The sequence below is a fragment of the Lacimicrobium sp. SS2-24 genome (genome assembly GCF_002201535.1).
Lineage (GTDB): Bacteria > Pseudomonadota > Gammaproteobacteria > Enterobacterales > Alteromonadaceae > Lacimicrobium.
The window spans coordinates 55,878-80,530 of record NZ_NIWW01000007.1; the positions used below are offsets into that span (position 1 = coordinate 55,878).

The following is a 24,653-nucleotide window of genomic DNA, read 5'->3' on the forward strand; positions in this document are numbered from 1 at the left end:
GCAAAAACTATAAGCTCATCATCACCGTGCGGCGGCTTTTGTGGAATCTGCTCAGGAAGGTGAATAGTGAATACGTAAGATATACCAGTGTGCCGCGCCATTTGGGGTCTTTACCGTCACCTCGTCACCTTCTTCTTTTTTCAGTAACGCCCTGGCCATAGGGGAGTCTATTGAAATATAACTCTTCTCACTGCGGTAAATTTCGTCGGGACCCACGATTCTCAGTTTCAATCTTTCCTCCTCACCATTTTCAATCTCCACCCAGGCACCAAAAAACACTTTTCCATCTTGTTCGGGTGAATAGTCGACGATCTTGAGCGAGTCCAAACGCTTGGTCAGGTATCGGACTCTGGAGTCAATCTGTCTTAACAAACGCTTGTTTTCTTTATAGTCAGCGTTTTCAGATCTGTCGCCAAGACTGGCCGCCCAGGCAACTTTTTTGGTTATTTCAGGGCGGTACTCTTTCCACAAGTAATGCAACTCCTGTTGCAGTTTGCGGTAGCCTTCTCGTGTTATCAGATTGGTTTTCATCGTTATCCTGTTGCTATTAATCCGGCACTTAGAGCTAATCTGGGCACGGTACAGTGTCAGTGAGCTTCGTTTGAGAACGCGCTATGACTACCTCATAACCAGAGGTCAGAATCAGGTCCTTGTATATGACAAAAATGTTTCAAAAATACAGGGCAAAAACAAGGGCATCTTCTACACTAAATAGTGCGGACGCAATATTTATCGGTAACCATTCCGGTAAGCGTTTCCAGCGGCGCAGCAGGCTTTGACTATCGGGTCTGGCTGCAATCAACTTATCATTGAACGTGTGAAAAGATAGCCATCAATTCGACAGTGTTCAGAACCGGTTAAATCCGGAAATATTCACCCGTATAACGGGTTTTGTAATGAGCGGACCCAAGGTTCAGCAAGGAAACGGCTGATATAAAAAAGCACCGGGCACAGATTGTGCCCGGTTTTTTATGTTCAAGACGAACGGTATGCCGCGGTCGCACGGATGCGAGTGAGCGGCGATGTTCAGAACGAACGGTATGCTGCGTTCTCCGGCGTGGGAATCAATGCAGCATAGTTGGCAGATTACTTACTGCTGTCTTCAATATCCAGCAACTCAACTTCAAAGATCAGAGTTGAATTGGGTGTAATCTTACCGGTGGCACGTTCACCATAAGCCAGCTCAGCAGGAATATAGAATTTGTACTTCGATCCTACGTTCATCAGCTGAACGCCCTCTGTCCAGCCACTGATAACCCGGTTAAGGGGAAACACAGCGGGTTCATCGCGATCGTAAGATGAATCAAATTTGGTCCCATCGAGCAGCGTGCCCAGATAATGAACCTTCACCGTATCTTCGGCAGCGGGCTTTTCACCTTCGCCTTGCTCCAGTACTTCATATTGCAAGCCGGATTCGGTTACCATCACGCCTTCGCGGGTGGCATTTTTCTCAAGAAATGCCTGACCTTCAGCCAGGTTCGCTTCGCTCTGCTTGTCGGCGAGCGCTTGTTGTTTCTCGTTCACCTGGCCGTCCAGCGCGGTGAGTACGGTGCGAATTTCCTGCTCTGACATTTTGGATTCGGCAGTAATGGCATCAATAAAGCCTTTGATCACCAAATCACGATCCAGTTTTATATCAACCTGCTCCTGTGAGTCGAGTTTCTGATCAATAAACTGACCAACGGAAACACCTAAGCCATAAGCCTGTTGCTGCTCAGTACCTTCCAGCTTAACCTCTTCTGGTTTTTTCTGTTCAGGCTGACATGCACTCAGTCCGAGGCCGGCAAGTACCAGAGTTGCGATAGCGGTTTTTCTCATTTACTTCTCCACATTGTTTTAAACTGGCAGGTAGACTGCGTGTTGTTATATGAGTTCAAAAAACGGTTCCCATGCTTCAGCGACTGGGGCTTTACCAGAGCCTTTTAAACGAATCATCTCAGATGCTGATGTCTATCTTGAAATAAAGCCAAACCACTGTGCTTTATGATTGGACAGGGGACCGGAATATGGGCTTATACTAAACCGACAAGCACAAAAGCGAAACCTAAAAGGATGCCATGCGTTATTTCTGCTCTGTAATTCTGTTCGGTCTGATGATTTCCGCCTGCTCTGTACCGGGAAGTACCCCACTCGAGCGGTTTGCCTTTGCGCCGGGCGGTGCTCTGGCAGCCGCACTGTCACAGGATGGCAGCGTGGCGGTTGTGTCTACGGTGGAAAACGGCATAGAAGTCTGGGATGTGCAGCAGAACAATCTGCGCTATCAGTGGCGTCATCAGGGGGAGGGCAACAATTTAGTGGCGACCATCGCCATATCCGTTGATGGTGACTACGTTGTGACCGCGGACCAGGATGCGTTTGCGTTGTGGAGCATGCAAACGGGTGATCCCGTTGGATTCTGGCGTATCGATGAGTCGCGCATTCGTGATATTGCCGTTTCCGAGGGGGGCACAGCCGTGCTGGTGGGACGTAGTAATGGCCAGGTCATGTATTTTGAACCGGCTACAGGACGGCGTCTGGAGTTTCTTGGCCACCAGGAAAAGATCAATAGCGTGGCGCTGTCGCCTAATGGTCGCTATGCACTCACCGGTAGCAGTGATTATATTGCGTATTTGTGGGACACCCGCAGTGGTCAGGTGGTGTACAGTTTTTCTCATCCCAGTCGTGTAACCAAAGTGGCACTGGACAGGAAAGGACTCAGGGCATTTACCGCTGACAGTAAGAACAATGCCAGAATTTGGGACCTCACCACCGGAGAGCAACTGAGTCAGCTTTCTTACCTGCAACGCCAGAAAATCTTCTCTTCTGCCCGATTTTCTGATGATGGCGAGTACTTACTAACAGGCTCTCCGGGTAGGGCGCTTAACCTCTGGAGTACTCAGAATGGCGACGAAATGGAGGACTGGCGGGTAGCACCCAGGGCGGGGCGTCAGCCACAAAGTGCGGTGGTGTATGATGTTGCCTTTTTGCCTGATAACAGGGTATTGTCCGCCAGCAGCAGTGGGCTGGTCGAACTCTGGGGATATTGAATCCGCCGACAACAAGCGAAGTGAGTATTATGGCAAATCAGTTTGAGCGGGACATCGAGACACTACAAACCAAGGTGGCCTATCAGGAAGATACCATCGAAACATTGAGTCAGGCACTGGCCGATCAGCAGCAACAGATGGATAAGCTCGCTTTTCAGCTCAATCATGTGATCAACAAGCTGAAAGATTTACAACCCTCTAATATTGCCGGGCAGGACGAAGAAACGCCGCCACCACACTATTAACACGCTGAACACGGGCAATATAGCACCCATCAGGGTTTGAACACGCCTATCACGTTTTCGCTACCGCGCGTGGCTGCCTGTACTTTTTCATCGGGTCTGGACTTGGTGAAGCCGCAGCTTACACACTCCACATGCTCAATGTTGTTGCGCAGATAAATCATCAGCGTATCCTGCGCCTGGCACTTGGGGCATACGGCCCCGGCAATAAAGCGTTTGCGGGTTTTTTCTGACATGGTCATTAGCTCATTGAGTTAAGATGTTATGATACCCGCCCCTGAAGTAAGAGCCAAATCGAGATGATCCAACTATCCGAACTCAGCTTGATGCGCGGCGCCAAGCCCTTATTGGAAAACGCCAGTGCCAGTATCTATCCCGGTCACAAGGTTGGTCTGGTTGGTCCTAATGGCTGCGGTAAATCCAGTTTGTTTGCCTTGCTCAGAGGTAAGCTGCAGGCGGACACAGGAAGCTGTGAGGTTCCCCGGCAATGGCAAATTGCGACGGTCGCTCAGGAAACACCGGCCTCAGCACAGCCCGCTCTGGAATACGTCATCGATGGCGATCATCGTCTGCGTAAGATTCAGTCTGAGCTTAAGCGTGCCGAGCAGGCACATGAAGGCGAGCGCATCGCGACGCTGCATCAACAGCTTGAGCAAGCCGGGGGCTATCACGTGGAGGCCCGGGCTGCCACCATTCTGGCGGGCCTGGGCTTTTCCCAGGAACAAATTGGCCAGCCCGTGAGCCAATTTTCCGGTGGCTGGCGGATGCGCCTGAATCTGGCACAGGCATTGTTGTGCCAGTCTGATCTGATGCTGCTTGACGAACCCACCAACCACCTGGATCTGGATGCAGTGATCTGGCTTGAGCGATTTCTGGAACGTTACGCGGGTACGCTGATCCTGATTTCTCATGACAAAGCCTTTCTGGATGCCACGGTAGACGAGATCATCGCCATCGAGCAGCACAGCCTGGTGAGCTATAAGGGGAATTATTCCGCCTTCGAACAGCAACGTGCTGAACGACTACGTTTGCAGGACCTGCAATATCGCAAGCAACAGCAACAAGTAGCCCATTTGCAGTCCTTTATCGACCGGTTTCGGGCTAAGGCCAGTAAAGCCAAACAGGCTCAGAGTCGCATCAAACAGCTGGAAAAAATGGAGCAACTGGCGCCGGCTCATTATCAGAGTGGCTTTTCATTCGAATTTTTTACTCCGCCTAAACTACCGAATCCGCTGGTATCGATGGAGAAAGTGAAAGTCGGTTACGGTGACAAGGTCATACTCGAACAGTTGCAGCTTAACCTGGTGCCTGGCAGTCGGATTGGTTTGTTGGGGCGAAACGGAGCAGGTAAGTCCACGCTTATTAAGCTACTGGCACAGGAACTGAGTCCGTTGGAGGGGTTATATCAGACCTCTGCAGGGTTGAGAATCGGCTATTTCGCTCAGCATCAACTCGAATTTTTACAGATGGATGACTCGCCCCTCGCGCATTTGCAGCGGCTTGACCCGAAAGCCACGGAACAGTCGCTGCGAGACTTTTTGGGCGGTTTTGGTTTTCATGGTGATGCGGCTGTAGCCAGAGTCGCGCCCATGTCAGGGGGCGAAAAAGCGCGTCTGGTTCTGGCCTTGCTGGTTTACCAGAAGCCCAATATGTTGCTGCTCGATGAACCCACCAACCACCTCGATCTGGACATGCGCCACGCCCTTAATCTGGCCTTACAGGGTTTTGAGGGCGCTATGGTACTGGTTTCACACGATCGCTTCCTGCTGGAAGCGGTGTGTGACGAGTTTTACCTGGTGGACAAGGCGCAAGTGCAACCGTTTTCCGGTGATCTACAGGATTACCGCCAATGGCTGATGCGTGAAAGCGCAGAAGCCTCAGCGGGGACAGAAACAGAGCAAAAATCTAAGCCTGATCGTAAAGCAGTGAAACGCCTGGAAGCAGAGCTCAGACAACAAACTCAGCCTTTAAGAAAGGCCATCAGCGGGCAAGAGAAGGACATGGACAGGCTGCATACGCGGTTGCAACAAATAGAGCAACAGATGCTGGACACCCGACTGTACGAAGAGCAGCACAAACAGGAGTTAAAAGCCCTGTTAGATGAGCAGGCCAGTGCCAAACAAGCACTCGAGGACACCGAAGCACAGTGGCTGGAAAATCAGGAGAAACTTGAGCAAATGCAGCAGGATTTCGAACATGAACTTCGATGCCAATGATTTCTGGCATGACAGTATCCATACCTACCAGCAATGCCAGTCGCAATTACTGGTGTTGCAGGATACCGCCAATGCCAATGTAAACCTGCTGTTATTGTGCGTGTATCTGCAAAACCACGGGCGATACCTGACGACACCTCAGCTGGCCGAGCTGATTCGGGTCTGTGAGCAAACACAGGAACAGATCTTATCTGTGCGCCGTGCCCGTCGACAGGCTAAGGGCGGTCCGGCTTATACCACACTCAAGCAGGCCGAACTGGAACTGGAGAAACAGCAGCAGCAGGATCTGATACAGGCGGTCAACGCCATGGTGCTGGCGCAGCAGGGCCCTGGCAATGTCACTCTGTATGGCCGTTTGTTGTTACTGCCTAATCTGGTTCTTTTCCCAGAGTCTTAGCCTTCCGGGTTAGCTAAGTCGTTGTTTTATTGACCGAAGTCAAGAAAGCACGGGCTCGCCTCAGTTACGCTGGCACTGAGTCATGCTTATTGAGGAAAACACCATGCTGGCACTTATCATGAACGATCCTGTGGTTTGGGGGGCGCTGTTGGGCCTGGGCGTCACTGTCACCATTTGCCTGTATTATTTGTATCTTTTTTTACATCACACCAACCAACACTGAGAGCGGATAACTCTTGTCTTTCATGGACTCACCTAAGTCCGTAAAGACAAGGCCAGCTTAGTCTTCAGGAGACTGCCGGTTTTCAGCCGCTGGGCTTGTGATCTGTGTCCGAGTGTAGTCAAATCTGTGCTACCAACGGAACACACAGCGAGTAATACCGTGAGCAAGGCCGGCTTTGGCCAGGTTGTCGAAAGTGATTTCTCACCGCCCTGGTGGGCATTGAACCGACATGTGCAAACATTATGGCCGAGGTTTGTGCAGCGCAGAGCGCCCGTAACGCTGCGCTGGGAACAGTTTGATTTGCCTGATGGTGATTTTATCGAACTGGCCTGGACACCGACGCTGCCGGCCCCCAAAGGGCTGGTGGTTTGTTTCCATGGTCTGGAAGGATCGGTACGTTCTCACTATGCCAATGATCTGGCGGCGTTCCTGCACAGGATGGGCTGGCAGACCGTGGTGATGCATTTCAGAGGGTGTGGCACCCGCCCTAACCTGACACCCCGAGCCTACCACTCCGGTGACACCGAGGACGCCATTTATCTGTTACAAGAGTTACAGAATCGCTATCCGCATGTGCGTCGCTATGCGGTGGGCTTTTCGCTGGGTGCGAACATGTTGCTGAAGTTGCTCGGAGAGAATATCCGTCAGCGTTGGGTAAAGGGCGCCGTCGCCATTTCTCCGCCACTCAAGCTATCGGAATGTGCCGCCAGCATAGGGCGCGGCTTTTCGCGGGTCTATCAACGTTATTTACTCAACAGTATGCGTAACAGACTGCTGGTAAAAATGCAGCAGCTGGATTACAGCGAGTTATTGCAGGTGGATGCACGTAAAGTCAGTGAGTTCAGCTGTTTCAGAGACTTTGATCAGTATGTCACTGCGCCTTTGCATGGTTTTGATGACGTTGATGACTATTATACGAAGTGCAGTGCCATTCATTATCTTCGTCATATCGCCACTCCCACTCTGGTGCTGCATGCGGCGGATGACCCGTTTATGAATCACAGTGTCATACCCAAAAATGAGGAGCTTTCCACCCAGGTGAGAGTTGAACTGAGCCGCAAGGGCGGACATGTGGGGTTTTTACAGGGGACACCCTGGAAGCCAATCATCTGGACTCATCAGCGCGTACTGTCTTTTCTGAGCGGGGATAGGCCATGATCATTCCCATCGATGAGCTGAGTCAGGACACCCTGGAGCAAATTATCCAGTCTTTTGTACTCAGAGAAGGCACTGACTACGGTGAGCAGGAAAAAAGTCTGGAAGAAAAAGTGCACCAGGTACACCGGCAGCTAAAACAGGGGGAAGCGCTACTGGTGTACTCTGAGCTTTATGAAACCGTTAATATTGTGCCCAAACAGCACTATCAGCCGGATTAAGCGCTGAACACGGCGTTAAAGGTGACCGGAATAATCAGGTCGATGCTGCTCAGTCCGGCAATTTCCCGTAGTTTCTTAATACCATCGGTCAATCCAAACTCGATGGCGCTGACTAAAACCGGCTCGACGGTGGTGGCCACAAAATCGCCGTTAGTCAAACGGGTTATCTGAACCTGCATCGGCAATGATTTGGTTTTTGTATTCAGTTCGAGGCTGGCCTCAAGCTGCAAGGTTTGCGTACTGCCCGGTGCCATCGTCAGAGCAGATTGCGGTACCTGCGCGCGCAGATGGGCTTTAGGAAAAAGCTTGAACAGATGCTCCTGCATCCGCGTGTCACGGATTTCTATCTTAGTATCCACGGACATCAGGTCGATGGTGACCTTCAGTTCACCGCTGTCACTGAGACTGCCGGAAAAACGGCGGAAGTGGCTGATTTCTGTTATTTGATCATTCTTGGTGGATAAAAAGCTTAGGCTGGATTGCGCCTCACTCAGTTGCCAGTTGGCCAGGGCCGACGTCGATATGAACAAAAAACCGAATAAGCTAATGATTTTCATTGTTGTCCTCTAATTGTTGATGTTGTACGACTTCCCGCCAATCAACGTCGGGATCGCCCAGTACAACAAAGTCCGGATTGACCAGAGTGTTACGCTGGTTGTAGGTCAGGGGTTCAAAATTGGCCGCGAGGATTTTCCCGCCCGCCTCAGTGACTATACACTGCGAGGCACCGGTGTCCCATTCTCCTGTTGTACCGATGCGCAGAAACACATCGGCCTTGCCCTCGGCAATAAAGCACGCTTTCAGTGAGCAGCTCCCCAACGGCAGTGTCTGGTAGATGCGCTTATCACTCATTTTGGACATCACTTTGTCGCGGGCCTGGCGACGACTGATGGCGATGACCACCACGCCGTCTTTGGGATCATCCAGGCGTCTGACGCTGATGGCTTTGTCTTCTTTGGGGGTTTCTTTGAAGGCGCCCTGGCCTTTACTGGCATAATACATGGAGTCGCCCGCGGGCCAGTATATGACGCCAATCACCGGCTGATTATCTTCAATTAGCGCAATGTTAATGGCAAAGTCGCCACTACGGGCAACAAATTCCTGGGTGCCATCAATAGGATCGATTAACCAATAGCGTTTCCAGTGCTCGCGATCTTTGAGCAGACCATTGTTTTGCTCTTCAGAAATAATCGGAATATCCGGTGTTTCCTCAGCCAGCAGGGTGGTAATGATTTCATTGGCACGATAATCCGCAGTGGTAACCGGTGACTCATCGGCCTTCTCAAAGTGCTCATAGTCTTCAGTATCATACAGGCGCAAAGCTACCCGCCCAGCTTCTCTGGCGGCACGTTTGGCCAGCTCCAGTAATGTGCGGATATCTGCTTCTGTGCTCATCTATCGGTTCTTCCTCAGCCAGCGTTCAACCAGTAACAGCGCGGAAATGCTGCGTGCTTCGGTAAAGTCGGGGCGTTGCAGCAGGCTGTCCAGCGCCTGAATCCGCCATGGTACTACTTCCAGTGGTTCAGGCTCATCCCCTGGTAGCCGTTTTGGGTATAAATCTTCGGCGATCAGTATATCCATGCTGGCGTTAAAAAACGCCGGGGCCATGCTGACTTTATGCAACGGATGAAGGGTTCTGGCGCCATACCCCACTTCTTCCATTAACTCTCTGTTGCCCGCTTGCAGGGCGTCTTCTCCGGGGTCAATCAGGCCCTTGGGAAAGCCTAACTGGTATGAGTGACTGCCGGCGGCATATTCTCTGACTAACAACAGTGTGTCCGCATCTAAAAAGGGGACCAGCATCACGGCGCCGCGCCCCGCGCCGCGCATTCTCTCAAATTCCCGCCGGGCACCGTTGGAAAACTCTAAATCCAGTTTCTCTATCTGAAACAGCCGACTTTTTGCTACCAGAGTTGCAGCATGGATCTGCGGCAGAACTTTATCGGAGTCCACTTTACTCATACATCCGGAACGTTATGGTAACCTACCATTTACTATAACGTTTATGAGAGTCATTGCCTATGTTGGCCTGGAAGGAAATCGATACTGTGCTGCTGGATATGGATGGCACCCTGCTGGATCTGCACTTTGATAATCATTTCTGGTTAGAGTTTTTGCCGGCAAAACTGGCCGAGCGTGACGGTATTGCGCCAGAGCAGGCCAGGGAGTTTATGCAAGGTGAATATGCCAAGGTCACGGGCACCATAGACTGGTATTGTCTGGATTATTGGACCGATAAACTGCAACTCGACATTGTGGCTGCCAAGCGTGAGATTCAGCATCTTATCAGCATGCGCGAGGACACCTTGCCGTTTCTTGATGCGCTAAAAGAAAGTGGCAGAGAGGTCGTGCTGGTCACCAATGCCCACCCTCAGAGCCTGTCGCTGAAAGTAGAACGCACTCAGTTAGACAGTCATATTGATACCCTGATCTCCACCCATGAGTTCGGGGTGACCAAAGAGTCTCAGTTGCTGTGGCAACAATTGCAGCAGCGGCTGGGTTTTGATTGTGCCCGTACTTTGTTTGTAGACGACAGTCTGGGCATTTTGCATGCCGCACAACAGTATGGCATAGCCCACTTATTAGCGGTGCAGAACCCGGACTCAAAACAGCCAGTCAGAGAAATTGATGACTTCCCCGCCATCCAGGATTATCGCTATCTGCTGGACGATATTCGTGACAACCCGTCAGGCAAAGCGCTAAGCCGATAATTACAACACTGTAATCTTAGTCAGAGCCGAATCTGGTAGTAGCCCTGGTTGTCGGGTTGTCCGAACAGGCGGGCGGCATCATGAACTTCCTGAGGCAGATCCTGGTCAGGTTTAAAGCGGCCATTGACACGAATCTTCAGGGTTGGCGATATGGTGGCCCTGGCCGTCAGTCCAAATTGGTTGGGCTCGTTGATGCTCACCAGTACAGACTCATTTTCACAAGCCAGGTCCGCATTGAAGTTACCCAGTGAGATATAGCCCTGGGTACCTGCCACGGCGGCATTCAGCCACTGTCCTTTGCCACTCAGAGAATGGCACTGCTGAGCATAATCCAGCTCTTGTAAATCCACTTTGAAACGACCGCGGGCATTGACCGGAAGCGGCAATGGCAGTTTGGCGATGAGTAAGTCTGCGGGAAGATACAACTGTAAATCCGTGGCGCCGACGGCGCCGGGCGTGAGGCTTAACTGCCCCTGCAATGACAGGGCGTCCACATCGCGACTATTGCCAGCCTGGATATCCATTGCCAGCTTGCCGGTAAGCAGTCGCCAGGGACTGATTTGCCAGCGCACGTTGCTCAGCGGGATACCCTGCAGACTCATCTGTGCGATGTGTCCCTGCCAGATTGTCCCGCTGATGCCCTGTACACCGATGTTGTCGGGTAAATCCACACGACTGATCACCTGCGCAGCAGGCAATTTGACCAGCAGAAAAAACACATAGGCCAACAGGCCCAGCAGCAGGGCAAAGAGTGAACGACGGGTCATGATGCGCTGAGCTGCAGACGACGTACGCGAATGTGACCAGGGGTGCTCAGTTCGCTGAAGTCGGCATCATCAATAACGATGCCCTGTTGCTCCAGGCTTTCCAGCCAGCTTAAAACGGCATTAAACTCAGCAGCATCCACCCACACCTGCAGTTGTTCGCCCTGAGGCTGCATGCGACTGATCGCAATACCGTGCTGATTGGCACTCTGGTTAACCGCCTGTGTCAGTGAACCACTGAAACGGCTGGTGGCAGAGCCGGACTGTTTGAGCTGAATAATGCGGTTGGCATGCTGCTGAACCCAGCTTAACAGCGTTCGCTGGCTCTCAACGGCGGTCCGGTTACGTTCGATAGACTCATTCAGTGGTGACCAGATAAGGGCATAAAATGCCAGAACCAGTGTAAAAACCGCCACGATAAGTACCAGGCGCTGTTCCCGCTCTGACAGTTGTCGGTATTTTTGTATGATCGGATTCACCTTAACTCCTTATGGACAACGAGCTGACGACCTGATTATCGGTGTTGTTGATGGCACCTTGCTGCACACTGAAGCCCTGTGATTCGGCCAGGCGACGGAATTGTTCCAGCGCTTCAAAGCTATCGGCTTCTGCCTGCATGCGTAGTTCGGCGCGATTGCTGTCAAATCTCAGGGTCTGGGGGCGCAGGCGGCTCTGTGCAAATGCGTCACTAAGCTGAGATAACATGGCTAACATTGAGGCGCCAGCACCCCCCTGTTGCAGTTCTCTGAGCTTTTGTTGCATCTGGCTCTTTTCATTCACTACCCGTGTGACGTCAGGCAGCGCACGGTGGAATTCGGCGCGAATCTGTTGTTCAAGCTGCGTCCGTTCGCTGGCCAGCTGCTGTGCCTGTATACCTCGTTCAATCAGGCTGGTGGCCAGCGCCAGGCCAGCTAAGGTGGCCACCAATCGCCATTTCTGCCACTGACCTTTTTGTTGCTGCTTCGGCCGAAACTCCCCTTGCAGCAGATTGAACGAACAATCCAGTGCCCCCTGAGCGAGCACTTTCATGGGCATATCCAATGGCTGTTCAGACAGGGTGATATTGGGCAGCGAGGGCAGTTTCAGGTCAGAGTAATTGGCTACAATAATCCCTTCTGGCTGCTGCTTTGCATAGTGCGAAATGGCTGAAAGTAACCACTCACTCTCACCCTGAATGCCTTTCCACTGGTCCTGGCGCAATAACAGGTGTTCACCGATCTGTAGCAGGGGCCAGTGTCCGTCGGCCTCTGGCAGGGCAAGAATATCGGGGATAATCTTATGACAATACAACCCGGCCTGTTCCAGACTGCTCAGCCAGTCCTGCAATTTTTCTTTTGCCACCACCGCGACGGCCTGCTGATTACCGGATTTGGGCCCCACCGCAAACAGCTGCGTGTCGATGTCGGTACTCAGTTCATCTTCGAGCATAAAGGGGATTGCGGCCAGGGCTTTGCGACCGGCACGTGGCGGCAGGCTCACCCACTTCAGTAAAATGTCACTGGTAGGGGCCAGGGCGGTAACCGGGCGACCCGCGGCTCTTTGCGTCAGTGTCGCCAGGTGGCTGGCATCGGCCAGTTCACCAGAGGCAATGATGTCCTCATCCTGGGTGGAATACACCAGCCACTGAATGGGATCGAGACGGGTTGATCCTAACCGGATTATAAGTTGCTCGCTCATCAGAACCCTCCAAATTCCCGATAAATTACGGTGACACTGTTGTTGTCGTCTACCTTCAGCACTGACTTCATACTGAAACTGGCATCATTGTAACTGGCTTTGCTGTACAACATAAAATAATCCGTACTGACGTCAAACCAGCCTTGTTGTTCTTCGCTAAGTTGCAGCGCGCTGATCTCGGGCAAATTCAAAAACGCCTCAACGTCGTCAAAGCCTTCGGGCTTGCGCGATTGCAGAATACCATTGACATCTTGCAGGCTGATGCCGTTGCCCAGCACTGCATGCAGCAGCGGTGCCTGCTCCGTTGTGAGGGTATTGATGTTCAGAGTGAAACCGGTGTCGTGGGGCAGTACACAGACCCAATCCAGCAGAGTGTTCAGCCATTCAGGGTTGGCGCCATTGACCAGGCGTAATTCGGTGACATTCACCATCAGATCATTGGCCGGTAAATAGGGCGGCAGTTTCGCTTCATAGTCGCTGTCTTCTGCACCGAAGCTGCGAATGCGGTCGTCTTTATCCAGCCAGTCTAACAGCGAATCACTGAATACATCCGCTTCGTAAGACGGGATCTCCAGACTCTCTGCCTGCAACAGGCGTTTAAAGGCTTCCGCCAACGGGTCAGGATTAGTCTGCTGCTCTGCTTGCAGAGCATTGATATTAAAGCAGCTTTGCAGGTCCACCAGGCGTACTTGCAGCTCCCCCCCTGGCAACGGAAAGCGGATCTCTTCCTCGGCCCAGGGTTGCTCCAGGTGAATAACGCCATCGGCTTCTTCGAAAAGGGTGGTAATGGCCTTACGGGCATATTGTTCTGCCCCCATGGCATACCACTGGGCCTGATTATTATCTTTGATATTGATTGCGCGGGAGGCCTGAAGTTGCAATTTGCTGCCCATTTGCGTGGCGATAATGCTGACAAACGCCACAATCAGCAACACCAGCAACAAGGCGACACCTTTACTCCGTTGCATCGGCTTTCCCTTCTCCGGTAAGCAGAAACTCGCGCCGGATGAGCCCGAAATCTTTACTGCGGATAGTGATGGCGATGGCTTGCGGCAATACTGTGCCCTGGTAGCTGTCCTTCCACTCCAGCTGGCGGGCCTGAGACGCCGGGGCCACCACAAATTGAACCTGAAAGTCTTCTACGTCAGTGAGCAGGGTCTTAATCCTGGGTTCAAAACCAATGATGTTGTCCGGATAATTGCCGTAAAGACGCTGCAATTCGCCGTCATACAGCCGATAAGCCACCGGTTGCAGCGTACTGCGGGGAAGCATCAACTGAGGGTTGTGCCAGCCACTTCTAACCAGTATCAGGCCATCGGCCTCACTCTCAAGCAGATTGGCGCCCCCCTGAAGTACCTGTTCACTGGCCTCGCCATTGATTCTCACGGAGCGGGCTGTGGCCTGCAACAGGTCTCGCTCCATAAACAGCATGGCACGCTGTAATGACTGCAACTTGGCCGTACGAGCCGACGACAGCGCATCACTGTCGAGCACGGTTGTCAGCACCTGATGGGAGGCCAGCCCAATCATGCTGAATATGGCCATGGCGATCAGCATTTCCAGTAAGGTAAATGCGCGCACCTGAAAGTGATTTTGGGTGATCGGCTGATTCATGACTTACTCACCCGGTGATCGTGAAAGAGCAGAGGTGTTTGCCCGGCGGGTGACGAAGGTACCGACATTGGTAATGGCACTGTCAGCGTCAGCTTGTAGCCGTACTTCGATTTCCACCGCGCGCATGTCTTTGTCGGTGGTCTCCTTCACAATCTGGCGCCAGTGCCAGGTGCGATCGGCCAGTTCCTGTGTGCCCTTTACGTTGTTTTGAGGTGGCCAGCGGCTTTCCAGCTGCAGTTGCGTTAACCGGTTATTGGCAACCCAGGTGGCAAAGGTGACCTCTTCGATAACGGAGATACTGTTGAGGTGCTCACTGGCGGCTTTCATCACGGCTGTACCGGTAATGGCAAAAATCAGCAGTGCCACCATTACCTCCAGCAATGTCATCCCGGTATGTTTCATAGGCTGTTCAGCGGCTCACTCAGCGTCAGCGGTGGCATGTCCTCGGCGTTGACCTGAAAGTACACCGGGGCGTCATCGGAAAAGCCAGGCTCAAAGCCAAACGTGAGGCTAAAGGGGGTGATTTCACCACTTGATAAGATCAGAACTTGCGGGGGCGGCAGGGCCTCCTCCTCTTCACCGATGTCGACATTCTCTTCACTGACTGACAGGCTCTCGTCAAACAGGCGATTGTCGAAAAGGCTATCCTCCTGCTGCCAGGGCAGGTTTTCAAGTTGTAACTGCAGGAAAAATGTTTCCTGCAATTCCACCGGCCGAAAAAGCTTTTCTGGCTCAAAGCGCTGCCACTGTTGTTCATCGTCCAGGGTCACAAAGTAGTAACCGTTTGCCTGTGTCTCTTCGGTGTCGATCCGCAGACCAATTTCCTGCTGATTGAGCACGGCATAATCAGACACCATGCCCACCACAACCTGAAAGCGTTGCGCCTGTTCTTTGAGCTCTGTTTCTTTACTGGTGCTGAGGCTGGTAAAGCTGATGGTACCCGCTATCAGCCCCATCAGCAGTAACACCAGCATCACCTCGAGCAGCGTGAAGCCACCGGGTTGTCTGGTTGCAATGGGGCGCATCGACGGGTGTCTCAGAGATATTCTTCCAGATTCCAGTTGCCAATATCATCGTCGGTGCCGGTCTGGCGATCGGGACCTGCTGAAAACACATCAAAGGTGCCCATTTCCCCTGGGCTGAGGAGGTAATAATCATTGCCCCAGGGGTCCTGAGGTAAACGCTGGATGATGCCGTCTGCGGGGTAATTACGCGGCATCGGCTCGATGGTCGGCGCATTCACCAGCGCATCGAGGCCCTGCTCGGTGGTTGGCAGCATGCCGGTGCGTACCCGGTACATTTGAATGGCGCTTTCGAGCTGCTGAATATCGATGGCTGCTTTTTTAAGCTCGGCGGATTCCTGATTGCCAAGAATTGCCGGCGCGACAAAGGCCGCCATCATGCCGATGATCAGCAGTACCACCATCACTTCGATAAGCGTAAAGCCGGACTGCTTGTTGCTGCGGCAAGCGGCCACAGCAGAGCGCGAGATAAGTTGTTTCATCAGAGATTCACCATACTGTTTAATGCAAGAATTGGTTGTAATATGGCCATGACAATAAACATGACAACGGCCGCCATGGTCACGATCAGCACAGGTTCAAACACCTTGAGTGTGACGCTGACCAGAGCTTCAAACTCACGATCCTGATTATCGGCTGCCCGGGTTAACATTTGTTGCAGTTCACCACTGCGCTCACCCGATGCAATCATATGCATCATCATGGGCGGGAACATGCCAGTCTTTTCCAGGGCCGCACGTAAACTGGAGCCTTCTTTAACCCGCTCCGAGGCATCGAGTATCAGGTTGCGAATATGCAGGTTTTCCAGCACTTGTGCAGCAATGCGCATACTTTCCAGTAACGGCACGGCGCTGGACGTCAGAATACTCAGGGTGCGCGCAAACCTGGCGGTATTCAGGCCGCGTGATACCTTACCCAACATGGGTAAACGCAGCAATATACGGTGATAGGCCAGGCGTATGCGTGGTCGTTGCAGCAGCCGCTGGGCAATCACCGCCAGCACCACCAGCACGATCCCCGCCAGCAGCACGTAGTTTTGCAGCCACTCACTGATAGCAATCATGACCCGGGTAATGGTGGGAAGTTCCTGGCCCATGGTGTCAAACTGGCCGACAATTTTCGGTACCACCTGAGTCAGCAGGGCAATCACTACCAGCAAGGCAACCGTTAACATCATGGCCGGGTAGATCATGGCCTGGATAATCTGACTGCGTGTCTGATTGCGTTTTTCGGTGTAGTCGGCAAGGCGATTGAGCACCGTATCAAGATGACCGGATTTCTCGCCTGCCGCCACCATGGCACGGTACAGATGGTCAAAGACATGCGGAAACTCACTCATGGCATCGGCCAGTCCGTGTCCTTCCACCACCTTACTGCGCACGGCCATCATCATGTTTTTATGTCGGGGCTTTTCACATTGCTCAGCAACTGCGAGCAAGGCTTCCTCAATGGGGAGGGCAGACTCAATCAGTGTGGCGATCTGGCGGGTGAGCAAGGCCAGATCGGCCGTGGAAATACTCCGCTCAAAGCGCACCAATGCGCGGCTTTGCTGCTTGTCTTTTTGGGCCACCTGGGTGACATCCATCGGGATCAGGCTCTGCTCGCGCAGCTGCTGACGTACCTGACGGGCGGTATCTGCCTCTATCACGCCGGATTTATTACGGCCCTTTGCATCCAGAGCCTTGTAAGCAAACGCACCCATCAGCTACAGGTCCGATTCAGCAGGTGGCAGAGAAGGTTGTTGACGTCAGTCTTCACGGGTAACACGCAGCACTTCCTCTAGTGACGTCACACCCTTGAGCACCTTGGCACAACCGTCATCACGTATGCTGGGTGCAGACTGGCGGATATGCTTTTCGATTGCCTGTTCGCCATGGCCGTTGTGCACCATGTCGCGGATGATCTCATCGACGACCAGCATTTCATGAATGCCGGTTCTGCCCCGATATCCGGTCTGATTACAGGCGGCGCAGCCGCGCGGGCTGTATATGGGGTGTTCGGACGCTTTTTTGCTTTTGATGCCCAGGATTTCGCACTCCCGCTCCGAGGGAATGTGTTGCTCGCGGCACTCCAGACACAAGGTTCTGACCAGACGTTGCGAAATCACCGCCAGCAGGCTGGAAGACAGCAAAAACGGCTCAATGCCCATGTCTTCAAGACGGGTAATGGCTCCCGATGCGGTGTTGGTGTGCAGCGTCGATAGTACCAGGTGACCGGTTAAACTGGCCTGTACCGCGATCTGTGCGGTTTCCAGATCACGTATCTCGCCCACCATGACCACATCCGGGTCCTGGCGCAGAATGGCCCGTAACCCGCGTGCAAAAGTCATGTCCACCCGGGTATTGACCTGGGTTTGTCCGATACCCTCAAGATCAAATTCGATGGGATCTTCCACCGTCAGAATGTTGCGGTCTTTACTGTTGATTTCCGTCAGCCCGGCATACAGCGTCGTACTCTTACCAGAGCCAGTGGGGCCGGTCACCAGAATAATGCCGTGGGGTTTGCGGATAAGCTCTGAAAACTGGCGCCCAATCTTTTTGGTCATACCCAGGTCGGCGAGATTCAGATGAGCGGTATTCTTGTCGAGCAGACGCAGCACCACCCGTTCGCCGTGGCTAGAGGGCATGGTACTGACCCGCACATCCACCGCACGACCGGCTATGCGCAGCGTAATACGACCATCCTGAGGGACTCGTTTCTCGGCGATATCCAGCCGTGCCATTACTTTGATCCGCGACACCAGCATGGACGCCATTTTACGGTTAGGACGCAAGATTTCCCGCAATACCCCGTCTACCCGAAAACGCACAATCAGGCGTTTTTCGAAGGTCTCGATATGAATATCCGAGGCCCCTTCCTTAATGGCTTCGCCAAGCATGGCATTGATCAGCTTGATAATAGGGGCATCGCCCTCGCTTTCCAGCAGATCTTCGGTTTCCGGCAGCTCTTCGGCCAGCGCAAACAAGTCGCCCTCGTTGCCGATATCTTCCATCAGCTGCTTGGCTTCTGACGAGTCGCGCTGGAAGGCCTGAGTCAGCAGCGACTCAAATTTTTCGGTGGCAATTTCCTGCAATGCAAATTTGTGCCCGAGAAAGCGCCTGACTTCGGCAAAGATCTCAAACGCCGTCTCCGCCGTGTGATACAGCACCGGGGTATCCGGCTGGGTATCCAGCAGTACCTGATGCCGTTTTGCGAACCCGAAAGACAACTGTTTGTGACCACTTACTGTCTCTTCTGGCTCTGCGGCCATTTGTTCTGGTGAGACTTGTTGATCAGACATTAGTCTTTCTGCCCTTGTTTTTTCTGATCTTTGTCATGCATGTATTCATCGAAGCTGGGAGGCAGGCTGAGGGCGTCGTCCCACTCTGGTAATACCGGTGTTTCTGCGAACGGCATCAGGGGTACGCCATCGGCCTGGCGCTTCAGCTGCTCGGCGCGAATGAAGTTGTATTTCTGATGACTGATTTGATTCATGGTTACGCCCTCACGGATGATCTTGGGACGGATAAAGACCATCAGGTTGCGCTTACGTTTGCTGGACGTGGTGGACTTAAACAAATGCCCAAGCACCGGAATGTCGCCCAGCAACGGTACTTTGGAGACACTCTCCTGAATATCTTCGTCAATCAGCCCGCCGAGCACCACCGTGCCACCGTCATCGACGATCACCGTGGTCTTGATTTCCCGCTTGTTGATAGAAATATCCACACCCGTTGCACCGCTGACACTGGAGACTTCCTGCTCAATCAGCAGTTGCACCGCGTTGCCCTCGTTAATTTGTGGGGTGACCTTGAGCTTGATGCCCACTTCCTGACGATCCACGGTCTGAAACGGATTTTCGTTATTCGAACCGGTTGAAGAGCCGGTAATAATGGGCACTTCCTGACCGACGATGAAAAAGGCCTCTTCATTATCCATGGTAGTCAGATGGGGGGTCGCCAGGACGTTAGAGTTGGTGTCTGTACTGACAGCCTGCACCACCGCGCCCCAGCCATCTTTGACCACCCCATACATCGCGCCATTCAGGCCACCGAGTAAGTTGGCCAGTGCGGTCAGATCCCCTTCAATGGTTTCTGTGGTGCGCACCGGCTCGCCATTGGCGCTGACATAGGTACGGTTCACCTCTTTGTCTTCGGCCTGGCGCAGGGCCACCCCTAAGGCGCCGATGGGAACCGTGCCGTTGTTAAACTGCTGACCGCCGCCATTTTCGCTGGCCCACTGCACACCCAGCTGCGTGCCGTCACCTTCAAACACTTCCACAATAATGGCTTCCACCTGCACTTGCGCACGGCGAATGTCTAACTGGCGAATAACTTCACCGAGGGAGCGCATCATATCCGGCTCGGCTGTGATCACCAGGGCATTAGATTCTTTATGTGCATCAATGCTGACATCCCGGGTATTGCTATTGCGGCGCTGATTGGTGGCACCTGCGCCTTCTTCGGCCTGTATGCCGGCACTGACTCCTTGCAGCACTTTGACCAGATCCTCGGCCTTGGCATATTTGAGATAATGCACGCGGGTGTTGCCGCTGGTTTCCAGCTCTTTATCCAGGCGTTCAATCAGGTTAATCAGGCGCTGACGGGCCTTGATATCGCCGGAGACAATCACGCTGTTGGTGCGGTCATCGGCTACCACTCGCGGTTGCAGCAGGTCCGGGGTGGGTTTACCGCCCTGGGATTTGTTGATGCTCTCAACGATGCGCACCATTTCTGAAGAGGACGCATATTTGAGCTTAATAATGTCCACTTCCTGGTCACCGGCTTTATCGACCCGTTCAATAATCTCCACTAAGCGGTTTACCACCGCTGCGCGGCCGGTCAGCATCATGACATTGGAAGGATCATAACTGACCACATTACCACCGCCTGCCTGGTCATTGAGCTGACGCAACAACGGCGCCAGTTCACGCACCGACACGTTGTACACCGGCACCACACGGGTGATCATTTCATCGCCATCAAAGGGCGTGCCTTCGATAACCGGAATGTTGGAGGTTTTGGCGTCTTTGTCGCGCACCACTTTGAGGATACCGCTGGGCATTTCCACAACGGCAAAGCCGTATACCTGCAACACGTTCAGGAAAAACTGATAATACTGATCCTCGTTGAGCAGATCATAACTGCGTACGGTAATTTTGCCGCGCACATTCGGATCAACAATGATCGTGCGTTTGAGGTTCTTGCCGACGATATTAATAAACTCGTCGATATCGGTACCCTTAAAATTCGGCGAATATTCTGCCGCAGAGAGGCTGGTGGCAATGGCCAGCAAACTCGCCATCACGGCAATGGATAAACGCTTAAAGACACCACAGCGCATAGTTATCATCCTTATCATTGAAGATCGTCCACGGGCAGGTCGAGGTAAAGGGTAAGCAGTTCGCCGTCACGGTCAACGGTGAGTTGCAGTGCATCGGTTTCCCGCAGCATTGACATGGCTTCCATGGATTGCTGAACATCTGTCAGGTCCAGCCCGTTAATTTCGGTAACAATATCATTGGCCTGTAAGCCCACAGCCTGAAACAGCTGCGGCTTTTTGCCTGGACTCACGCGATAGCCGCGCAACTCACCCTCAACCATGTGCTGAGAGATGGCAATGTAATCGGTAAAATTGGCCGGTTGTGCCAGCAGATCCTGAGTGGCACTGATGGCCTGCTCAGAGAGCTGTCTGGGCGAATTAGCGGGTTGTTGCGGGGTACGCTGCATCGCTGTGCTGGCAGGCATTGCGTTGCCCTTTTTAAAATCCACCCCGTCGAGCATCAGTGTTTCCATACGACTGCCATTCTCAATAATAATCCTGTCGGTGTGAACGGCTTTGACAATGACACTGGTGCCTTCAATTTTTTCGCCTACCCCATAGGTATTTTGTTGATTGCGGTATTCCACAATGGCCGCCCCCCGCTCCGCCACGTCACTGGCAACCAGCCCGGTGAGTCGCAGGTTTAGGTTGGTTTGCGGCGCATTGTCTACCACCTGTTTCACCGGTTCGCCCTTTTGTGGCTTGCCGAACAAATGCAGTTGTTTCACTTTATTAATATCAACACGGCTGCCGCTGCTTGCTGCCTGAGTGCTGCTGAAGGTGGCCACTGGGGCACTATCTGACTGCGGTTGCGGTAACAAGTTCCAGGTGACTTGTGCAGCAAACGCCAGCAAATAAAGACTCAGCAATACCACCAGTATTTTAATGGCGGTGTGCTGATGTTTTATCAGCCAGGGCCCGACCTGTTGAAGATGATTGTAATTAATGGCTGTCACATTACTACCAGGGTTTTGATCAGTTGTGCTTTTATGCGTGGGGGCATACTTGACAGCGATCACTGATCACTGTGCTAAACTAACCCGCCCATCATAGCCAGTCGCCGAAAGGGTAACAACTCTAATCCCTTCAGGTTACTAAAAAATTACATTCTGGGAGTGCACAATATGGCTGATGCCAATAAAACATCAGAACAGAGCAGTGTCAGGCTGGATAAATGGCTGTGGGCAGCGCGTTTTTGTAAAACCCGGGCGGTTGCCAGAGAGCTTGTGCAGGGCGGCAAAGTGCATTATAACGGCCAGCGTTGTAAACCTAGCAAAACGGTGGAGCTGGGGGCGACAATTCGGGTGCCGCAAGGCTATGATGTGCGGGAAGTGGTGGTGCAGGCGTTATCAGACAAGCGCCGCAGCGCGTCACTGGCACAACAGTTATACACAGAAACCGAGGCCAGCATGGCGCAGCGTGAGGCCAACGCACAGGCCCGTAAAGCGGGGGCATTGTTAAATCCGAAGCCCGACCACAAGCCCGATAAAAAGCAGCGCCGCGATATAATAAGATTGAAGCATCAATAACACGACAGAGATAAACATCATGAGCCAGTCCAGTGATCAGCTATATCGTTATTTGTTCAGCGACGACAACGTGCGCGGTGAACTCGTACAGCTTAAAGCCAGTTACGCCAGTGTGCTGGACAATCAGCCCTATCCTGAACCGGTTAAAACTCTGCTGGGTGAACTGATGGCCGCCACGTCATTGTTGACCGCTACGCTCAAGTTTGAAGGCGACATTGCCGTGCAGCTGCAAAGTGAGGGGCCGGTTAAATATGCGGTGATCAACGGCACCCACAAGCAGGAACTCAGAGGCGTGGCCCGCTGGGACGGTGATGTACCGCAAGATTTCACCAGTATGTTCCACAAAGGCGTGCTGGTTATCACCATCACGCCCACAGAAGGCGAGCGTTATCAGGGCATGGTGGCGCTGGATAAGCCCAGCCTGGCAGCGTGCCTGGAACATTATTTTGAGCAATCGGAACAGCTGCTGACAAGGGTTATCCTCAAAGCCAGTGCCGACAAAGCACAGGCCGGTGGTATGTTGTTACAGGTATTGCCGGGCAATGACCCCAAACAGGAAAGCTTTAATCACCTGGTGCATCTGACCGACACCATCACTGACGACGAACTGTTTAATCTGCCTGCCGAACAGGTATTACACCGGCTGTACCATGAACAGAAAGTGGAGTTGTATGCGCCACAACCGGTAGTGTTTAAATGCAGTTGTTCGAAACAGCGCAGTGCCACCGCACTGGCCTCAATAGACAAACAGAATTTGCTCGATATTGTTGCCGAAGACGGGTTTGTGACCCTTAACTGCCAGTATTGCCACACTGAATACCGCTTCGATGCCATTGATATAGAGGCGATTCATGCCGGCCACTACGGCGAGAGTCAGCAACTGAGCTGAAAGGACTAATTTGGATACGACCCTTTTTATTAGAAAGCGGTGTCCCGGACCAACCAATGAATGAACGAAGAAGAAACACGTTTTGGGGCAATTAACCGGGTGAAGAACTGTTTGGGAACCTATCCTAATGACAAAAAATCTGCCTGGTTTGTCGCCATTGAAGGAGGCGTTGATGTATTTGATGAAGGCCCGGCCACCGTTGCTTATGTGGCACTTTATCATCAGGGGCGGTATTCGGTTACGCGCAGCAGTAGCTTGGCACTGCCGACACAGGTTTATCAGGCATTAGAACGGGGAGAAGAGCTCGGCCATGTCATGGACGCCTTATTTGATACGCAGAATATTAAGCAGAAAGACGGCGCATTTGGTCTGCTCACGCATCATCGTGTTACGCACCAAGGTGTCTATGAAATGGCGGTGACGCTGGCGCCATTCAATTTTCCAGATTTATATGCCAGCTAATCGGTGCTAATTATTAACATAGTGTATGCTTAATTCAATTCGTCATTTGCCTACCATTAGTTTATGGATCTAACCCTTTATAAAGATACATTCACCTTGGGCTTTTTCGTCCTGATTTTAACGTCGGTGATTGCGTGTTCTTTTGTCATTGGGAAAGTTTCAAAAGCTTATACTTACACCCCCTCCCTTCGACTGTTTCAGGTTTATTTTTTAATGGGCTCCATTGGGTTTCTAGGTACCTGGCTGGCGGTGGAAGGGATTTTGCCTACTCTGTTAGGGGGAAGCGTGGTGGCATATTGTGTTGCTTGTGCCACGCTTTACCTAGGGGCACTAAACCTGTATTCGCCGCACCTGATTCATACCCTGCGAGTGACAGCACTCACCCTGTTATGCAGTGTTAGTGCTGTCACTTTAGGCACTATTAAAGCTTTTGTATTTATTGAAGCGTTCTTTGCGCTGATGCTATTTCCCTATCTGTTCTATGCCCTGGTGAGGCGTGGCCACTTCAGACAAAACTGCGGCACTGCCCTGCTATTGCTGGCATTATTCGTTGTCATTCTGGCTGCCTTTTTTCAGCTAGGCTGGCTGGGATTATCTGAAGATATTAAGTTTGTTTTTGCCGTCACCGTGTTTTCACAATCGGTATCATTTGTTCTAGTTGGCCTGGGCGTAACCACCAGTTTATTGATTGATGAAAAGAAAAAAATGACCGAACTGTCGTTTAAGGATCCGCTCACCGATTTATATAACCGCAGAGGTATGGAAAGGCAATTCCAAAAGGAGCCATTTCGGCGTTCAGCATTTAGTATTGCCATTGATATTGATCACTTTAAGCGTATCAATGACACCTATGGCCATGAAGCCGGGGATGAAGTCTTAACCAAAGTGGCAGCATTACTCAAGTCTGAGGTGCGTGAAAATGACATCTGTTGCCGGCTGGGCGGTGAGGAATTTATTATTCTGTTAGCAGAGGTAAATGTTGACATTGCAATGCAGTTAGCCAAGCGTTTGCGAACAGCAATAGCTGCATTTGCTGTCAATTATCAGGACCAGATTATTCAGTTTACCGCCAGTTTTGGCGTGGCAGAATGTTTGCCTCAAGAAACCCTTCACGCTTTGATTAAACGCGCGGATCTTGCCCTGTATCAGGCAAAATCAGCTGGCAGAAATCAGGTGGTTCAAGCGCACTAACTGGTTGAGCAAG

Annotated in this window: 29 protein-coding genes; 11 read left to right on the top strand and 18 right to left on the bottom strand. The window is 52.2% G+C overall.

Features of this window, described 5'->3' with window-relative positions; translation table 11 throughout:
• Positions 1 to 51 precede the first annotated feature (51 nt).
• Complete coding sequence (gene greB / locus CCY32_RS12375) at positions 52 to 531, bottom strand: transcription elongation factor GreB (RefSeq protein WP_088331164.1); 480 nt, start codon at positions 529 to 531, stop codon at positions 52 to 54.
• Between the two features lie 555 nt (positions 532 to 1,086).
• Positions 1,087 to 1,818 (bottom strand): FKBP-type peptidyl-prolyl cis-trans isomerase, encoded by a 732-nt coding sequence (gene fkpA / locus CCY32_RS12380; protein WP_088331166.1) that lies wholly within the window; start codon positions 1,816 to 1,818, stop codon positions 1,087 to 1,089.
• 239 nt (positions 1,819 to 2,057) lie between these two features.
• On the opposite strand from fkpA, the gene CCY32_RS12385 reads away from it, so the two are divergent.
• On the top strand, positions 2,058 to 3,026 hold the full coding sequence (locus CCY32_RS12385; protein WP_088331168.1) for a hypothetical protein: 969 nt from the start codon (positions 2,058 to 2,060) through the stop codon (positions 3,024 to 3,026).
• A 29-nt stretch (positions 3,027 to 3,055) separates the two neighbouring features.
• Complete coding sequence (locus tag CCY32_RS12390; RefSeq protein WP_088331460.1) at positions 3,056 to 3,271, top strand: SlyX family protein; 216 nt, start codon at positions 3,056 to 3,058, stop codon at positions 3,269 to 3,271.
• A gap of 29 nt (positions 3,272 to 3,300) precedes the next feature.
• On the opposite strand, the gene CCY32_RS12395 is transcribed toward CCY32_RS12390, so the two are convergent.
• The gene (locus CCY32_RS12395) at positions 3,301 to 3,504 is read right to left on the bottom strand and encodes a YheV family putative zinc ribbon protein (RefSeq protein WP_088331461.1); all 204 of its coding nucleotides are present in this window, start codon (positions 3,502 to 3,504) and stop codon (positions 3,301 to 3,303) included.
• A 63-nt stretch (positions 3,505 to 3,567) separates the two neighbouring features.
• Between CCY32_RS12395 and CCY32_RS12400 the strand changes: the two genes are divergently transcribed.
• The 4 genes from CCY32_RS12400 to CCY32_RS12415 all read left to right on the top strand — a co-directional run bounded on the left by CCY32_RS12400 (position 3,568) and on the right by CCY32_RS12415 (position 7,480).
• Positions 3,568 to 5,484, top strand: a complete 1,917-nt coding sequence (locus tag CCY32_RS12400) for an ABC transporter ATP-binding protein (protein WP_088331170.1) — start codon at positions 3,568 to 3,570, stop codon at positions 5,482 to 5,484.
• A complete protein-coding gene (locus CCY32_RS12405) occupies positions 5,465 to 5,881 on the top strand; it encodes a DUF2390 domain-containing protein (protein WP_168171511.1) in 417 nt (138 codons plus the stop codon). Before CCY32_RS12400 ends, CCY32_RS12405 begins: the two co-directional genes overlap by 20 nt.
• Before the next feature lie 382 nt (positions 5,882 to 6,263).
• Entirely contained in the window at positions 6,264 to 7,262 is a 999-nt protein-coding gene (locus CCY32_RS12410; protein WP_088331174.1) for a hydrolase, read from the top strand.
• Positions 7,259 to 7,480, top strand: a complete 222-nt coding sequence (locus CCY32_RS12415) for a YheU family protein (RefSeq protein ID WP_088331176.1) — start codon at positions 7,259 to 7,261, stop codon at positions 7,478 to 7,480. Before CCY32_RS12410 ends, CCY32_RS12415 begins: the two co-directional genes overlap by 4 nt.
• On the opposite strand, the gene CCY32_RS12420 is transcribed toward CCY32_RS12415, so the two are convergent.
• From CCY32_RS12420 to nudE, 3 genes are read right to left on the bottom strand one after another with little or no spacing between them, the layout of a single operon-like run.
• Positions 7,477 to 8,037, bottom strand: a complete 561-nt coding sequence (locus CCY32_RS12420) for a YceI family protein (protein ID WP_088331177.1) — start codon at positions 8,035 to 8,037, stop codon at positions 7,477 to 7,479. The two genes, CCY32_RS12415 and CCY32_RS12420, sit on opposite strands and share 4 nt — an antisense overlap.
• Complete coding sequence (gene cysQ / locus CCY32_RS12425) at positions 8,024 to 8,875, bottom strand: 3'(2'),5'-bisphosphate nucleotidase CysQ (RefSeq protein ID WP_088331178.1); 852 nt, start codon at positions 8,873 to 8,875, stop codon at positions 8,024 to 8,026. The genes CCY32_RS12420 and cysQ overlap by 14 nt, the downstream gene beginning before the upstream one ends.
• The gene (nudE, locus tag CCY32_RS12430) at positions 8,876 to 9,442 is read right to left on the bottom strand and encodes an ADP compounds hydrolase NudE (protein ID WP_088331179.1); all 567 of its coding nucleotides are present in this window, start codon (positions 9,440 to 9,442) and stop codon (positions 8,876 to 8,878) included.
• 53 nt (positions 9,443 to 9,495) lie between these two features.
• On the opposite strand from nudE, the gene yrfG reads away from it, so the two are divergent.
• On the top strand, positions 9,496 to 10,191 hold the full coding sequence (gene yrfG / locus CCY32_RS12435; RefSeq protein ID WP_088331180.1) for a GMP/IMP nucleotidase: 696 nt from the start codon (positions 9,496 to 9,498) through the stop codon (positions 10,189 to 10,191).
• Positions 10,192 to 10,211: 20 nt separating this feature from the next.
• Here yrfG and CCY32_RS12440 read toward each other — a convergent pair whose 3' ends face one another.
• Genes CCY32_RS12440 through gspC form a run of 12 tightly spaced genes read right to left on the bottom strand, consistent with a single transcriptional unit; the run spans position 10,212 to position 21,525 of the window.
• Positions 10,212 to 10,958, bottom strand: a complete 747-nt coding sequence (locus CCY32_RS12440; protein WP_088331181.1) for a type II secretion system protein N — start codon at positions 10,956 to 10,958, stop codon at positions 10,212 to 10,214.
• A complete protein-coding gene (locus CCY32_RS12445; protein WP_088331182.1) occupies positions 10,955 to 11,434 on the bottom strand; it encodes a type II secretion system protein M in 480 nt (159 codons plus the stop codon). The genes CCY32_RS12440 and CCY32_RS12445 overlap by 4 nt, the downstream gene beginning before the upstream one ends.
• A 1-nt stretch (position 11,435) precedes the next feature.
• Positions 11,436 to 12,632: a type II secretion system protein GspL gene (gene gspL / locus CCY32_RS12450; RefSeq protein ID WP_088331184.1), complete on the bottom strand. Its 1,197-nt coding sequence runs from the start codon at positions 12,630 to 12,632 to the stop codon at positions 11,436 to 11,438.
• The gene (gene gspK, locus CCY32_RS12455; protein ID WP_088331186.1) at positions 12,632 to 13,600 is read right to left on the bottom strand and encodes a type II secretion system minor pseudopilin GspK; all 969 of its coding nucleotides are present in this window, start codon (positions 13,598 to 13,600) and stop codon (positions 12,632 to 12,634) included. Before gspK ends, gspL begins: the two co-directional genes overlap by 1 nt.
• Positions 13,587 to 14,246 (bottom strand): type II secretion system minor pseudopilin GspJ, encoded by a 660-nt coding sequence (gene gspJ / locus CCY32_RS12460; protein WP_088331188.1) that lies wholly within the window; start codon positions 14,244 to 14,246, stop codon positions 13,587 to 13,589. Before gspJ ends, gspK begins: the two co-directional genes overlap by 14 nt.
• Before the next feature lie 3 nt (positions 14,247 to 14,249).
• A complete protein-coding gene (gene gspI / locus CCY32_RS12465; RefSeq protein WP_246840611.1) occupies positions 14,250 to 14,648 on the bottom strand; it encodes a type II secretion system minor pseudopilin GspI in 399 nt (132 codons plus the stop codon).
• Entirely contained in the window at positions 14,645 to 15,271 is a 627-nt protein-coding gene (gene gspH / locus CCY32_RS12470) for a type II secretion system minor pseudopilin GspH (RefSeq protein ID WP_088331190.1), read from the bottom strand. Before gspH ends, gspI begins: the two co-directional genes overlap by 4 nt.
• Positions 15,272 to 15,282: 11 nt before the next feature.
• Positions 15,283 to 15,750, bottom strand: coding sequence for a type II secretion system major pseudopilin GspG (gene gspG / locus CCY32_RS12475; RefSeq protein WP_088331192.1), 468 nt, complete (start codon positions 15,748 to 15,750; stop codon positions 15,283 to 15,285).
• Complete coding sequence (gene gspF / locus CCY32_RS12480; RefSeq protein WP_088331194.1) at positions 15,750 to 16,970, bottom strand: type II secretion system inner membrane protein GspF; 1,221 nt, start codon at positions 16,968 to 16,970, stop codon at positions 15,750 to 15,752. Before gspF ends, gspG begins: the two co-directional genes overlap by 1 nt.
• A gap of 45 nt (positions 16,971 to 17,015) precedes the next feature.
• On the bottom strand, positions 17,016 to 18,518 hold the full coding sequence (gene gspE / locus CCY32_RS12485) for a type II secretion system ATPase GspE (protein ID WP_168171520.1): 1,503 nt from the start codon (positions 18,516 to 18,518) through the stop codon (positions 17,016 to 17,018).
• A gap of 29 nt (positions 18,519 to 18,547) precedes the next feature.
• A complete protein-coding gene (gene gspD, locus CCY32_RS12490) occupies positions 18,548 to 20,551 on the bottom strand; it encodes a type II secretion system secretin GspD (protein ID WP_281492514.1) in 2,004 nt (667 codons plus the stop codon).
• 53 nt (positions 20,552 to 20,604) lie between these two features.
• Positions 20,605 to 21,525, bottom strand: coding sequence for a type II secretion system protein GspC (gene gspC, locus CCY32_RS12495; RefSeq protein ID WP_246840612.1), 921 nt, complete (start codon positions 21,523 to 21,525; stop codon positions 20,605 to 20,607).
• A 168-nt stretch (positions 21,526 to 21,693) separates the two neighbouring features.
• Between gspC and hslR the strand changes: the two genes are divergently transcribed.
• From hslR to CCY32_RS12515, 4 genes are all read left to right on the top strand, one after another.
• On the top strand, positions 21,694 to 22,098 hold the full coding sequence (gene hslR, locus CCY32_RS12500) for a ribosome-associated heat shock protein Hsp15 (protein ID WP_088331198.1): 405 nt from the start codon (positions 21,694 to 21,696) through the stop codon (positions 22,096 to 22,098).
• A gap of 19 nt (positions 22,099 to 22,117) precedes the next feature.
• Positions 22,118 to 22,987 carry an Hsp33 family molecular chaperone HslO gene (hslO, locus tag CCY32_RS12505; RefSeq protein WP_088331200.1) on the top strand — a complete coding sequence of 290 codons (870 nt, stop codon included), beginning with the start codon at positions 22,118 to 22,120 and terminating at the stop codon, positions 22,985 to 22,987.
• Between the two features lie 60 nt (positions 22,988 to 23,047).
• Positions 23,048 to 23,449, top strand: coding sequence for a DUF84 family protein (locus CCY32_RS12510; protein WP_246840613.1), 402 nt, complete (start codon positions 23,048 to 23,050; stop codon positions 23,447 to 23,449).
• A gap of 63 nt (positions 23,450 to 23,512) precedes the next feature.
• The gene (locus CCY32_RS12515) at positions 23,513 to 24,640 is read left to right on the top strand and encodes a GGDEF domain-containing protein (RefSeq protein ID WP_088331202.1); all 1,128 of its coding nucleotides are present in this window, start codon (positions 23,513 to 23,515) and stop codon (positions 24,638 to 24,640) included.
• The last annotated feature ends 13 nt before the right edge of the window (positions 24,641 to 24,653 follow it).